The following is a 13259-nucleotide window of genomic DNA, read 5'->3' on the forward strand; positions in this document are numbered from 1 at the left end:
CCCGTCAGCGAGCGGGTCCGCTGAGCGTGATGCTCCGTGCGGCGCGCGCTTCGACCGATGACGAGTGCGTCGCGATCAGGACGGCCGCTCCGTCGGCCGCCAGCTCGTCCAGCAGGTCGAGCACCATCGCGGCGTTGCCGTCGTCGAGGGCGCTCGTCGGCTCGTCGGCGAGGATGACCGACGGACGCTTCACCAGGAGCCGCGCCATCGCGACGCGTTGCTGCTCGCCGCCGCTGAGTTCGTGGACGCGGTCCGTTCCGCGGCCGGCCAGACCGACACGGTCCAGGGCCTCACCAGTCCGGACGCCTCGGTGTCTCCGCCGTCCGTCCGGCAGGCGAACCACGTCGACGTTCGACTGGACCGTCATGTCGGGTACCAACCCGAAGTCCTGGAACAGGTACCCGAGGTGGCGCCGCCGGATCAGTCGTGCCCGCCGCTCGTTCGAGCCCGCCGACTCCCCGTTGATCCGGATCGTGCCGCCGTCGAGCGCATCGACGTGCCCGACACAGTCGAGCAGCGTCGACTTCCCGCAGCCGCTCGGCCCGACCAAGCCGACGATCTCTCCGCCTGCCACCTCGAACGTCAGGTCGTGCCACAGTGCACGGCCTCCGCGACGCTTCGATGCGTTCCGTACCTCGATCATCGTGATCCGTTCCCTCGGTTGCGTGTAGTGCTCCGTGCCGTGACGGCCATGACGACGAGGCTGGTGGCGCTCACCGCCGCGAGCGTCACGAGTGCGAGCGCGCCGGCGACTCCGGCCGACTGCGCGACCGGGTCGAGTGCCGATCTGAGCCCGCTTCCGTCCGGGCGTTGCGACCACCAGGTGTTGACGACGGCGGTGACGGCGATCGAGATCAGACCGGCTTCGATCGTCAGCAGGCCAGCATCGGTGCGGACGGGCGAGACGCCACTGGTGATCTTCGCGAACAGCGCACGGCCGTGACGGCGTCGGTGCGCGATCGTGGCGACCATCCCGAGCATGACGCTGACGGCGAGGGTGCTGACCAGGGTGCCCGTCCCGATCGCCACTGCCGTCGCTGCGTGCCGTGCCTGTTCCGCCGCAGACTGACCCACCGCGACGACCGCGCTGAACTCGGCGCGGAGGCCCGACGCACCGATCGACCGCTCGGCGGCAGCACGGGACGTGAAGACGACGTCTCCGGTCGACAACCACGATCCGAGTTCATCGGCCGAGAAGACGTCGACCGGCGTGGGGACGACCACGATCACGGCATCGTCGAGCCACGCGCGCGACGACGCGTCGTCCGGGTACGAGTAGACCTGCTGGCGGGCCAGCGTGCCGCCGGTGACGTGCTCGAGGAGGGCGTCGGGTGCATCCCGCAACTGCCAGTCGGTCAGACCCGCGACGAGACGCTCGCGGGAGAGGTCACTGTCGGCAGGCATCCACACGGCGATCTCCGCGCCGTCGGTGGTGATGCGGGCCCCGTCCTCGGAACGGACGTCCTGCAGGGCGAGGTAGCCCTGGTCGACGACGAGCGCAGGAACCGTCGACTTCCCTCGGCCACTCGACACCTCGACCGCAGCGGCGAGGAACGCATCACGCCGCTCGAGTGCCCCGCCGGCGAAGTCACCGATGCGGTCCCAGTAGGCCTGCTCCTCGACCGGGCGGGGATCAGGGGTGACCCAGAGCTGGACGGTTTCGCCGGCCGCCCGAAGATCCCGTTCTGCCGTTCCCTGTCGCGCGGTGGTCACCGCCCCGGTCAGTTCGAAGACGGCCGCGACGAGCAACAGCAGCGCGGGCACCCGTGCGATCTGTGCGACGAGCAGGAGCGCGCCCGCTGGTCGAGCGCCCCGCAGTGCGCCGGCCAGCGGCTGTCGACACGCGAGCACCGTGCCGATCGTGTGCGCGACGACGACCGGAACGAGCAGCCCCACGCAGAACACGGAGATCGCGGCGGCGAGGGTCGCCGCCGAAGCGAGCCCGTTGTAGAACCAGAGCCCGGTGGCCGCGACGGGCACCCCGATGACGGTGACGAGTACGGAGGTCCGGAGCTCAGCGAGCTCTTGGACGACGATGGCGGCTGTGGTGTCTCCGTGCAGTCGGCGGACTGCGCTGCGGCGAGGGGCCCCGACGGTCGTCATCAGGCAGAGCGCCACGCATCCCGAGACGAGTGCTCCGACCAGGGCCAGGGTCTGATCCAAGCCGTCGGTGACTCCGATGCGTTGCAGGAGCGGCATGCGCTCCACGCTGACCTCGTACCCGGCGTCTGCCAGTGCGGTCACGACGGCTCGCCGAGCGTCGTCGTCCCCGAAGACCGAGTACGAGCCGGTCGGGTCGAACTGGTCGAGTTCCGACATCGGACGGACGGTGGTGACCATCGATCTCGTGAAGTCCTCGTACCCGTCGAGGAGCCAGCCGGCACCGCGGCTCGAGGGCGCGTCGGTGACGAGCGCCACGCGCCGCGTCGTCGGAGCTTCGCGGTCCGCCACCACCCGTGCGATCGTCGCGTGCTCGGCCTCGGCGACCTGCTCGAGTGCGGTCGCGACCCGCTGGTTCGATTCGGTCTCAGCACCGGCGGCAGCGGTCACCACGGACGAGGCGCCCACGATGCCGGCTTCACTGACCTGCACCAGGCCGATGAAGCCCAAGACGGAAGCCAGGAGGGGCGGGACGAGGTAGGCGAGCGTCGCCGATCGGATGTTCATGGTCCCCTTGCGGCGAGGGTGAGCGGGCGCTCCTTCGGGAAGCCAGCTCCTGGCCTCAGCGGTCGCACGTACTTCCTGCGATGCTCGACCGATCGTGGCAGCGGCGCAGCACTGATGTCAAGAATCTGGAATGCATGTTTCACTGAGGCCGAGACGCCCGACGTTGGTCTTCCCGGCCTGACTCGCTACTGTGATGGGAACTGGTCATGTCCGCGCATGACCACCGCCCAGGACCAGCAACGGAGCACGAGGGACGCATGACGAGCCGCATCACCGAGGGTGCCGAACCGAAGCACCAGCAGCTGCGGCGCATCCTGCTCGACCTCGTCACCACGCGACTGGCTCCCGGCGCTGCGATCCCGTCCGAACGTCAGCTCATCGCCGAGTACGGCGTCTCGCGGATCACCGTGCGTGAAGCACTCGGGCAGCTGGTCAACGAGGGCTACCTGGAGCGCGTCCGCGGCAAGGGCACCTTCGTCGCGCACCGGCCCGTGCAGTCGACGCTGCACCTCGCCTCGTTCACCGAGGAGATGCGGGCGATGGGGCACGAGCCGACCACCGTGGTGCTCGTGCGCGAAGAGCGGGTACCGCCGGCCGACACCGCCGCAGCCCTGCGAATCGATCCGGACGTGCCCGCCTTCCACGTGAAGCGCCTGCGGATGGCCGATGGTGCACCGGTGTCGATCGACGACGCCTGGCTCGTGGCCGACGCGTTCCCGGGTCTGCTCGACCACGACCTGTCGGGGTCGGTGTACTCGATCATCGCCACGGAGTACGGCACCCCGATCGACCGCGCGCAGCAGACCGTCGCGGCGAACCCGGCGGCCGACGACGTCGCGACGCTGCTCGGGACGAAGACCGGAGCGCCGGTCCTCGAGTTCGACCGGGTGTCGTACTCGGGGGAGCGACCCGTGGAGCACACCCGCAGCTGGTACCGATCGGACCGCTACCGGGTGCAGATGGAGGTCACCGCGACCCCCGCGGTCGCGTAGCTTGCCGCACAGTTACGTGGGGCCTGATTTCTTGGGGGCGTGAACTGCACGATAGCTGCAATTCGATGCCAAGATGCTTGACAAGTTCGGCCAGAACGGTCAGTCTCGTTTCATCAGCGCGGCAAGGGGTTGCGCGTTATCTCCAGGGGGCAATTATGAGCGTGCGTGAAGCGATTTTGAGTTCGCGTTTGGGGCGCACAGTGGCGTTGACAGGGATGGCAGTTGCGGTTGCTGGGGCTGGGATTGTCCTTCCGGCAGGGGCTCCTGCGCAGGCCGCCGCCTGCTCTCTTGCGCCGAAGGCCGTTGCATATAGTCACACTAAGCGCTGCGGATTGAGCCAAATCAATTACGGATACCAGAAGACGGTTGTGAAGCCGCGGCAGAAGTGCTACTACTTCCTGGCGACTGCTTGGAACCCCTGTTCCACGCCGACACAATACTCGGCTTATGCCTGCAAAGCTATCTAAGGCACGCTGACTGGAACGGCCGGTCGCGCGTTACCGGCGTCGCGACGCCTTTCTGCTCAATGAACGCTCGGCTCAAGACGAGGGGATCCGATGGCCGCAACTAGGGATGAGCGACCAGCGGTGGTGGCTGCAGTCCTCGGTGGGGCTCGAGGAGATCTGGACGGGTGCGTGAGATCACTCACTAGTAGTGGTCTTGGCGTTCAGCTGTTCGACACGACCGTCGATGGACGCCACCAACGATTCCGCTCAAAAACTGTTCACGTGGAACGAGTGACCTGGCCCGGATCATTCGCCGAGGCCCGAAACGAGGCGTTGAATTCAATGCGACGCCGCAGTGTCGGTTCTGCAGTACTCTGGGTCGACTCCGATGAACGACTCGTTGGAGGTTGGCCAAGTGAATTCGAGGCGGTCAGCTCGACCTTGCCACAGGTGGCGTGGTGTCCAACTATCCACGACGCGCGTTTCAGCACCAGCGGTGTTGGTCGAATTCACCAACTTGAGGGCGATTCGAGGTTCACCGGACCCGTTCATGAGTATCTCGTTGACGGAGGTGGCGACCCGCTCGCCTACCGCCCCTGTTCCGTCGTCCTTCATCATGAGGGTTACGAGGGGGTCGATCGATCTGAACGCAACGCCCCGCTTCTCCAGCGAGCTATTGCCGAGGACGAAGAGAATCCGCGGTGGCGTGCCTTCCAGATACGAGATGTTGGCGGGAGCATGCCCACTGCTGAGATCGCTCGGGCTCTCCGAGCGCAGGCTCAACTCAGTGAGTTCGCCGGAACCATCGGAGGTCTCGGATCTGCCGACTACACAAGGATGATTGCATGGCATTCAGCCAATCACATTGTTCAGCGTGGAGGTTCGACTCTACTTGAACCCGCACTACGGAGATTTCACTCGACGGACCTGGAAGTCCAGTCTGAGCTGCTCTATCTGCGCTTGATTGCAAGCGCAGTAGTTGGAATGCTGGACGAGCAACTGATACTTGAGTCCTTCGACCTAAGACGCGCCTCTCTCGAGAGTGCGATCGAAACGCCGTGGCTCGATGCTGGCATAGCTGTTTCTCTAGAACTGGCTGGTCGCAAGGGCGAGGCTGAGGCGTATCGCGCTGACAGTAACCCCTACACGGACGTTTTCTGCTCAGAGTCGCGTCTGAGAGCCGAATGGCGCCCGAACACGAAGGTTCAGACGGGAGCTTTCAAACGAGCACGGGCGGCGCAGCAAGATAAATCGTCGGCTTAGACGCTGAACAGAGTGTCGCCGTCGAGCACTGTGGTGCCTACGCTTCCCTGGTTGATGCTGTCCGGCGTTGAACCGAGCACCACGACCGGGCAGATCGGCGAGTAGCCGGCTGCTGAGATCACCGAGGGGGTGAACCGGACGACGGGGTCACCGGCGGTGACGGTGTCGCCCTCGGTCGCGAGGAGCTCGAACCCCTCGCCGGAGAGCTTCACGGTGTCGATGCCGACGTGCACCAGGACGTCGGTGCCAGCGGTGCCCTGCAGGGCGAACGCGTGCGGGTGCAGCTTGACGATGGTGCCGTCGACCGGGGCCACCGCGGTGACCGCGCCCTCGACGCCCGTCGGGTCGACCGCGACGCCGGCGCCGACCAGCTGCCCGGCGAACACCGGGTCGGGCACGTCGGCGAGGGCGACGACCGGGCCGCCGAACGGGGTGCGGACGACGGTCACAGTTCGTCCTGGATGTCCTGGGCGAGGTTGTCGGCGACCGTGCCGACGATGACCTGCCAGCCGGTGCCGCCTCCGACGACGGCCTGGGCTCCGGCTGCCTGCAGGGCGGCCTTGTCGACCAGGTCGCCGTCCTCGACCTCGACGCGGAGGCGCGTGATGCAGCCCTCGACCTCTTCGATGTTCTCGGCACCGCCGAGTGCGGCGATGATGTCGGCTGCCTTGATGTCGGCCATCGTTTCCTCCTCGTTAAGGGTTTGCGTCGCAGGTTGACACCGGACCGCTCTCGGATCAGACTACGGAACTGGTCATGACCGGACAGGACCGGACCTGGCGACACCGCCGAGGTTACCTGCGCTGGCTGCACGACTCAACTCACCCCGACAGCTCCACCCAATGACGAGAGGACCTCCGATGAGCGCCACCACTGCCACGGATGTGCCGGAGAAGAAGAAGCCGAAGAAGCAGTCACGGCTGTTCGCACAGGCCCAGCGCCTCGGACGGAGCCTGCTCCTGCCGATCGCGGTCATGCCCGCGGCGGGCATCCTGCTCCGCATCGGCCAGCCCGACCTCCTCGGGGCGATCCCCGGCTTCGGTCAGTGGGCCGGAGTCATCTCGGCGGCGGGAAACGGTGTCTTCAACTGGCTGCCGCTGCTCTTCGCGGTGGGCATCGCGATCGGCTGGGCGAAGAAGTCCGACGGCACCACCGCGCTCGCGGCGGTCGTCGGCTACATGGTCATGTTCGAGGTCTGGAAGGTGATGTCGCCGATCGTCCTCGACGGTGTGAAGGACACCAACGGCGACCAGGCGATGATCAATTTCGGTGTCCTCGGCGGCATCGTGATGGGGCTCGTCTCCGCGGTCATGTGGGAGAAGTTCCACCGCACGAAGATGCCCGACTTCCTCGGATTCTTCTCGGGCCGTCGCCTCGTCCCCATCCTCACCGCGGTCGCGGGTCTCGTCATCGCAGTCGCCATGTCGTTCGTGTACCGCTACTTCGACATTGCGCTCACTGCGGCCGGGACTGCTGTCGCCGACAATCCAGTAATCGGTGGCGGCGTCTTCGGGTTCGCGAACCGCATGCTCATCCCGATCGGGCTGCACCAGCTACTCAACTTCTTCCCGTGGTTCCAGCTCGGAAGCTTCACCGCTGATGGTGGTGTGTGGCACGGGGACGTGGCCCGCTTCCTGCATGGAGATCCGACGGCAGGTACCTTCATGACCGGCTTCTTCCCGATCATGATGTTCGCACTGCCCGCCGGTGCCCTCGCGATCTGGCGCAACGCCAAGCCGCAGAACCGCAAGCTCGTCGGCGGCATCATGATCTCCGCCGCACTGACCTCGTTCGTCACGGGCATCACCGAGCCGCTCGAGTACTCGTTCATGTTCGTGGCGTTCCCGCTGTACATCATCCACGCGGTGCTCACGGGCACCTCGCTCGCCCTGGTGAACGCCCTCGGGATCCACGACGGCTTCTCGTTCTCGGCCGGTGCGATCGACTATGTCCTGAACTTCGGCAAGGCGGACGGGGCGATCTGGCTCATCCCGATCGGCCTCGGCTACGCGGTCGTCTACTACTTCCTGTTCAGTTTCGTGATCAAGAAGTGGAACCTCCGCACCCCCGGGCGTGAAGAGGACACGATCGCCGAGAACACGATCGACGCGGCCACCAAGCCGTAGACGCGAGCGTCTCCGAAACGGGAGGCCCGGTGCCAGCTGGCACCGGGCCTCCTGTCCGTCAGGGGGTGCGGTCCACCGCGCGCGCGGACGGAGGCCGAGTCGATCAGGGTCCCGGCGGGGATGCTGCCCAGCCGCTCCGTCTGCAGGGTCCGTTCGCCCAGGTAGTCTCCGGTCACGCGGTTCACGATGACCTCGCGACGGTCGATACCACCGCTGGCAGTGAGGCCGATCGCCGTACCGTGCCGCCCGTCGAGCGACGCCTGGTCGTCGGTCACGACGATGCCGGGCAGATCGGCCAGTGCGTCGAAGACCGCACCACGGAGGTCGTCCGGGACGAGGCCGGTCCGGAGGGAGTCGGCGAGCGTGTCGAACACGTGCTCGGCGTCCGTCGCTCCCTTCGCGCGCGGAGCCGCCTCGACACGACGGACGAGCGCGTCCGCATCACGGGGCAGGGTGGCGATGTCCGCCGGGGTGAGGGTGCCGGCCGGGGTGCCGCCGAGCTCGCCGTTGCCGAACGCTCCACCCGCAGCCCGGTCGCGCACGGGATCGTCGCGGTGGGCCGACGTGGCGTAGTCCCGCTGTGCTGCGTCGCGTGCGGCTCGCCCGCCGTAGATCCTCGTCGCGGGCTCGGACCACGACTCCCGCGTCCAGGTGCCGGACACGTCCCGGGGGATCCAGGTGACCGTCGTCGTGGGGAAGAGGTACCCCTCGTCGTAGTGCTCGCCGTCCGAGGTCACGTACCCCAGGGCGAGCTCGCGGACCGTCACCCGCGTGGCGGCGCCGGGGGCATCCGGCGCGGCGGTCGCGGCACGGGCGGCGTCGTGCAGGGTCGCCGCGGCCGCGGCCGCGGCCGCGGCCGCCGACTCCGGACCCAGCAGGTGCGTCACACCGACCCCGGTGGCGACCAGGGCTCCGGCCGTCACGACGGCGGCTGCGGTCACGAGCGCTGTCCGGTACCGCCGCAGGGGTCGGATGCGCCGGGCGTGCACCGGTGCGGGGCTGCTGGCCGCCTCGAATCGCTGGCGGGCGCGCTGCAGGGCGGCGTCGACCAGTTCGGGTGGGGCCCCGTCGGTCGTGGACCGGACCGAGCGCAGGAGGGTGAGTTCGTCAGGCACGGGCTGCTCCGTTCAGGGGGTCGGTGGTGTCGGGGACGGTGCGGAGCACGGTGCGGGCCCGGTTCAGTCGGGAGCGGACGGTGCCGATGGGGACCCCCGTCGCCTCCGCGATCTGCTCGTAGGTGAGTTCCGCCCAGGCGTGCAGGAGCACGGTGTCGCGGACGGCCGGACGCATCCGGTCGAGCTCACGAATGACGGCTCGGACAGCTCGTTCCTGGTCCACACGGTCGCCGGGGTCGCTCTCGAGCGCTTCCGGAAGGGCAGCGCGGGCCATCGCCCGACGGCCTCGGCTCTCCGACCGCCAGTGCCGCCGGAGCAGGTTCGTCGCGATGCCGAACAGCCACAGCAGCGGTTCGCCCCAGTCCGGATCGCGGGCGTCCCACCGGGTGAGTGCGACCACGAAGGTCTGCCGAGGACGTCCTCCGCCGTCTGCAGGTCCGTCCGGCGCGCGAGGTAGAGCAGGATGCGTCGACCGTGCAGGTCGAAGAGCGCGCCGAGCGCCGCGGACGCGTCGGGTGGTGGGTGTGTGCTGGTCACGATGGGTACTGCCCGGTCCTGCCGTCGGAGTTCCATCACGGTAGGCGGACGGCGAGCAGGTCGGGGTGCTACCGGTTTTGACAATCGTTATCACTAGTGGGTACGGTCTTCGTATGCGCAACCGCCTCCTCGCCCTCCCGCTCGTCGCCGGCGCCGCCGCGCTCGCCCTGACCGGGTGCGCCACCTCGTCCGCCTCGGGGGAGGCCAGCAGCAGTGACGGCACGATCAACGTCGTCGCCTCCACCAACGTCTACGGCTCGATCGTCAAGACGATCGGTGGCGACGCCGTCACCGTGACGAGCATCCTGAGCGACCCGTCGCAGGACCCGCACTCGTTCGAGTCGAGCGCCCGCACGCAGCTCTCCGTGTCCAAGGCCGACCTGCTCATCGAGAACGGTGGCGGCTACGACGACTTCATGACGACACTCGCGAACGCCTCGGACACCAAGGCGGACACGATCAACGTCGTGAAGCTCTCCGGCCTCGACAAGGGCGGCAGCGCCGAGTTCAACGAGCACGTCTTCTACAGCTACCCGACGATGGTGAAGCTGGTCGAGGCGGTCACGAAGGACCTCAGCGCGCTCGACGAGAGCGGCAAGGACGCCTTCGAGAAGAACGCCGCAACGCTCACCACCAAGCTCGAGGACCTCGAGTCCCAGACCGAGGCCGTCAAGAAGCAGGACTCCGGCGACAAGGTGGCGTACACGGAGCCGGTGCCCGGGTACCTGTTCGACGCGATGGGGCTCGAGAACGAGACCCCGCCGGACTTCTCCGAGGCCATCGAGGAAGGCGACGACGTCCCGCCGGCGGCCCTCCGCGACACCCTCGCGCTGTTCACCGGCAAGCGCGTGCAGCTCCTCGCCTACAACAACCAGGCGTCCAGCCCCGAGACCGAGCAGGTCCAGAAGGCGGCCGAGCAGAACGACATCCCCGTCGTCGGTGTCACGGAGACGCTCCCCAAGGGGCAGGATTACGTCTCGTGGCAGCAGGCGAACATCGACGCGGTGAAGGCAGCGCTCCAGAAGTGACGACCTCGACCGCAGCAGCGGCGACCCACAGCCCGGCGACCACCACGGTGGACGACCGGGCTGCGGCTCGTCCGGTCCTCGCGCTCCGCGACGCCGGGTTGTCGTACGGCGCCCGGAAGCTCTGGGCAGGCCTCGACCTCGACCTCGCGCCGGGGGAGTTCGTCGCGGTCCTCGGCCCGAACGGCGCCGGCAAGACCTCACTGCTCCGCACCGTCCTCGGGCAGCAGCGGCTGACGAGCGGCACGATGTCGTTCCTCGGGCAACCGGTGCACCGCGGCCACCGGAAGATCGGCTACATCCCGCAGCAGCGTCTGATGGAGGCGGGCACGCCCCTGCGCGCGCGGGATATGATCGCCCAGGGCGTGACCGGGCACCGGTGGGGCATCCGACGGGCGTCGAAGGCCGACCGGATGCGCATCGACCGGGTCCTCGACGAGGTCGGCGCCACCGCCTTCGCGGACGCCCCGGTCGCCGAGCTCTCCGGCGGAGAACAGCAGCGCACCCGCGTCGGGCAGGCCATCGCAGCCGACCCCGCCCTGCTGCTGTGCGACGAACCCCTCATCTCGCTCGACCTGCGGCACCAGCGCGGGATCACCGAGCTCATCGACCGTGAGCGCCGACAGCGCGAGGCCGCCGTGCTGTTCGTGACGCACGACGTGAACCCGATCCTCGACGTGGTCGACCGGGTCCTCTACATCGCCGGCGGTCGGTTCCGGATCGGTTCACCGGACGAGGTCCTGCGCGCCGACGTGCTCAGCGACCTGTACGGCACGCCCGTCGACGTCGTCCGCACCATGGGACGCATCGTCATCGTCGGGGCGAACGAGGCCCACGAGCACCACCCGGGCGAGGTCGACCCGCACGCCGACCAGCCCGACGAAGGGCGGATCTGATGGACCTGCTATCGACCGTCTTCTCGTTCCAGGACTACGGCGAGCTCCTCGTGCTCGTGCAGAACTCGATCTGGGCCGGCGCGGTGCTCGGCATCGTCGGCGGGCTCATCGGCCCGTTCGTCGTCGCCCGGAACATGCCGTTCGCCGTGCACGGCATCTCGGAGCTCTCGTTCGCCGGGGCCAGCGCCTCGCTGCTGCTCGGAGTGAACGTGGTGTCCGGATCGCTCGTCGGGTCGGTCATCGCCGCCCTGCTCATCGGCCTCCTCGGATCGCGTGCCCGGGAACGCAACTCGATCATCGCCGTCCTCATGCCGTTCGGGCTCGGGCTCGGCATCCTCTGCCTGGCGCTCTACAAGGGCCGGGCCGCCAACAAGTTCGGGCTGCTCACCGGGCAGATCGTCTCGGTCGACAACCCGCAGCTGACGTTCCTGATCGTGGTCGCCGCGATCGTCGTGGCGACACTGCTCGTCATCTGGCGCCCGCTGATGTTCGCCTCGGTCGACCCCGATGTAGCTGCGGCCGCGGGGATCCCGGTGCGGACCCTCGCGATCGTGTTCATGCTCGTGCTCGGACTGGCCACCGCCGTGTCGGTGCAGATCGTCGGAGCGTTGCTCGTGCTCTCCCTGCTCGTCACCCCGGCGGCCGCGGCCCTGCGCCTCAGCTCGCACCCGGTCGTCGTGCCGGTGCTGTCGACGGTGTTCGCGGTGACGTCGGTCGTCGGTGGCATCCTGCTCGCACTGGGCGGCGGCCTGCCGATCAGCCCGTACGTGACGACCATCTCGTTCGCGATCTGGGTGGTCTGCCGGATCATCGGGTCGCGACGCGACAAGCGGGGACGCAACCGCGTCGCCGGCCGGAGCCAGCGTGGCGGGGGCGAGCCGGGCCTCCAGGCAGGGACGACGTCGACAGCCGGTCGGAAGGAAGAGGTGCCAGCATGAACGCCGTGCAGAAGACCAAGCGGAACACGTGGCAGCGCGAAGCGGTGCGCGGAGCCCTCGACTCGACCGAGGGGTTCGTCAGCGCGCAGGCGCTGCACCAGCACCTGCGGGACGAGGGATCGACCATCGGTCTGGCCACCGTCTACCGGGCGCTCGCCGACCTGGCCACCGAGGGTGACGCCGACTCCCTGCAGCAGGACGGCGAATCGCTGTACCGGGCGTGCACGACGGACGCGCACCACCACCACCTGATCTGCAGGAACTGCGGCAGGACCGTCGAGATCGAGGCGGACCCGGTGGAGCAGTGGGCGCAGGACGTCGCCGCCGCCAACGGGTTCACCAATGCCAGCCACGTCGTCGACATCTTCGGCGAGTGCGCCGTCTGCACGGCAGCCCGCGCGACCGCCGGCACCGACGAGTAACCTGCCCCGCATGCACGTCATCCTGGTCCCCGGGTTCTGGCTCGACGCGAGCGCATGGGACGACGTCGCCCCGGTGCTCCGGGAAGCCGGGCACTCGGTGCAGGCCGTCACGCGCGACGGCGACACGCTCGACGAGCAGGTCGCCGCGCTGGTCGCGATCCTGGACGACGTCGCGTCGGCCGACGAACCCGTCGTGCTCGCCGGGCACTCGGGTGCCGGGCCGATCGCGTACATGGCCGCCGACCAGCGCCCGTCGCTCGTCGCGCACCTGCTCTACGTCGACACGTTCCCCGGGCCCGAGGGCGGGTGCGTCAACGACGAGCTACCCGTGGTCGACGGGGTCGTACCGCTGCCGCCGTGGGACATCTGGGAACCCGCCACCGTCCGGGGCATGACGCCCGAGGTCCGGCAGGACGTCGAGCACCGGGCGATCCCCGAGCCCGCCTCGGTGCCGTCCGACCGGTTCCACTACGCCGACCCGACACGGCACACGATCCCGGCGACGATCATCACCTGCGAGATCCCCGCCGCCGAGCTGCTGGCGATGGTGGCGGACCACCAGGCCTGGGCGGCCGAGCTCGTGGCGACCGAGGAGCTCTCCATCGTCGGGCTCGAGACGGGCCACTGGCCGATGTTCACGGCGCCGCAGCAGCTCGGCGAGCTGATGGTGCAGGCGCTGGCGCCCAAGCCGACGCAGGCGCCGTAGGCGCGCAGCGCCGAGCGCGCGGCCTCGAGCGCGCGTCGCCGTCGCCGTCGAGTGTGCAGAAGACGTCGGGCCAGCCTCCGGCACCCGGTGTCTTCTGCGCACTCGAACGCATTGGGGGCGACCACG

General features: G+C 68.6%; 13 protein-coding genes. 7 read left to right on the forward strand and 6 right to left on the reverse strand.

Annotated features, from left to right (window positions below):
• Positions 1-4: 4 nt before the first annotated feature.
• Both HP445_RS02405 and HP445_RS02410 read right to left on the reverse strand, forming a co-directional pair.
• Complete coding sequence (locus HP445_RS02405) at positions 5-643, reverse strand: ABC transporter ATP-binding protein (RefSeq protein WP_128781449.1); 639 nt, start codon at positions 641-643, stop codon at positions 5-7.
• Positions 640-2667 carry a hypothetical protein gene (locus HP445_RS02410; protein ID WP_128781450.1) on the reverse strand — a complete coding sequence of 676 codons (2028 nt, stop codon included), beginning with the start codon at positions 2665-2667 and terminating at the stop codon, positions 640-642. Before HP445_RS02410 ends, HP445_RS02405 begins: the two co-directional genes overlap by 4 nt.
• Before the next feature lie 257 nt (positions 2668-2924).
• Here HP445_RS02410 and HP445_RS02415 point away from each other — a divergent pair, with 257 nt between their 5' ends.
• Entirely contained in the window at positions 2925-3659 is a 735-nt protein-coding gene (locus tag HP445_RS02415; protein ID WP_128781451.1) for a GntR family transcriptional regulator, read from the forward strand.
• Between the two features lie 1705 nt (positions 3660-5364).
• Here the strand turns inward: HP445_RS02415 and HP445_RS02420 are convergent.
• Together HP445_RS02420 and HP445_RS02425 are read right to left on the reverse strand one after the other, a co-directional pair.
• Positions 5365-5817, reverse strand: coding sequence for a PTS sugar transporter subunit IIA (locus HP445_RS02420; protein ID WP_128781452.1), 453 nt, complete (start codon positions 5815-5817; stop codon positions 5365-5367).
• Positions 5814-6050 (reverse strand): PTS sugar transporter subunit IIB, encoded by a 237-nt coding sequence (locus tag HP445_RS02425; protein ID WP_017886464.1) that lies wholly within the window; start codon positions 6048-6050, stop codon positions 5814-5816. The genes HP445_RS02420 and HP445_RS02425 overlap by 4 nt, the downstream gene beginning before the upstream one ends.
• Before the next feature lie 178 nt (positions 6051-6228).
• Between HP445_RS02425 and HP445_RS02430 the strand changes: the two genes are divergently transcribed.
• Positions 6229-7494: a PTS transporter subunit EIIC gene (locus HP445_RS02430; RefSeq protein ID WP_128781453.1), complete on the forward strand. Its 1266-nt coding sequence runs from the start codon at positions 6229-6231 to the stop codon at positions 7492-7494.
• On the opposite strand, the gene HP445_RS02435 is transcribed toward HP445_RS02430, so the two are convergent.
• Together HP445_RS02435 and HP445_RS19060 are read right to left on the reverse strand one after the other, a co-directional pair.
• A complete protein-coding gene (locus HP445_RS02435; protein WP_128781454.1) occupies positions 7389-8609 on the reverse strand; it encodes a CU044_5270 family protein in 1221 nt (406 codons plus the stop codon). The genes HP445_RS02430 and HP445_RS02435 overlap by 106 nt on opposite strands.
• Complete coding sequence (locus HP445_RS19060) at positions 8602-9009, reverse strand: RNA polymerase sigma factor (protein ID WP_164941260.1); 408 nt, start codon at positions 9007-9009, stop codon at positions 8602-8604. The genes HP445_RS02435 and HP445_RS19060 overlap by 8 nt, the downstream gene beginning before the upstream one ends.
• 250 nt (positions 9010-9259) lie before the next feature.
• Between HP445_RS19060 and HP445_RS02445 the strand changes: the two genes are divergently transcribed.
• Genes HP445_RS02445 through HP445_RS02465 form a run of 5 tightly spaced genes read left to right on the forward strand, consistent with a single transcriptional unit; the run spans position 9260 to position 13133 of the window.
• Positions 9260-10174 (forward strand): metal ABC transporter solute-binding protein, Zn/Mn family, encoded by a 915-nt coding sequence (locus HP445_RS02445; protein ID WP_128781456.1) that lies wholly within the window; start codon positions 9260-9262, stop codon positions 10172-10174.
• A gap of 47 nt (positions 10175-10221) precedes the next feature.
• Entirely contained in the window at positions 10222-11067 is an 846-nt protein-coding gene (locus HP445_RS02450; protein WP_051596603.1) for a metal ABC transporter ATP-binding protein, read from the forward strand.
• Positions 11067-12005, forward strand: a complete 939-nt coding sequence (locus tag HP445_RS02455) for a metal ABC transporter permease (RefSeq protein ID WP_111033015.1) — start codon at positions 11067-11069, stop codon at positions 12003-12005. The genes HP445_RS02450 and HP445_RS02455 overlap by 1 nt, the downstream gene beginning before the upstream one ends.
• Positions 12002-12427: a Fur family transcriptional regulator gene (locus HP445_RS02460; protein ID WP_128781457.1), complete on the forward strand. Its 426-nt coding sequence runs from the start codon at positions 12002-12004 to the stop codon at positions 12425-12427. The genes HP445_RS02455 and HP445_RS02460 overlap by 4 nt, the downstream gene beginning before the upstream one ends.
• Before the next feature lie 10 nt (positions 12428-12437).
• A complete protein-coding gene (locus HP445_RS02465) occupies positions 12438-13133 on the forward strand; it encodes an alpha/beta fold hydrolase (protein ID WP_164941261.1) in 696 nt (231 codons plus the stop codon).
• Positions 13134-13259 lie beyond the last annotated feature (126 nt).

The sequence above is a fragment of the Curtobacterium flaccumfaciens genome (assembly GCF_013359815.1).
GTDB lineage: Bacteria > Actinomycetota > Actinomycetes > Actinomycetales > Microbacteriaceae > Curtobacterium > Curtobacterium flaccumfaciens.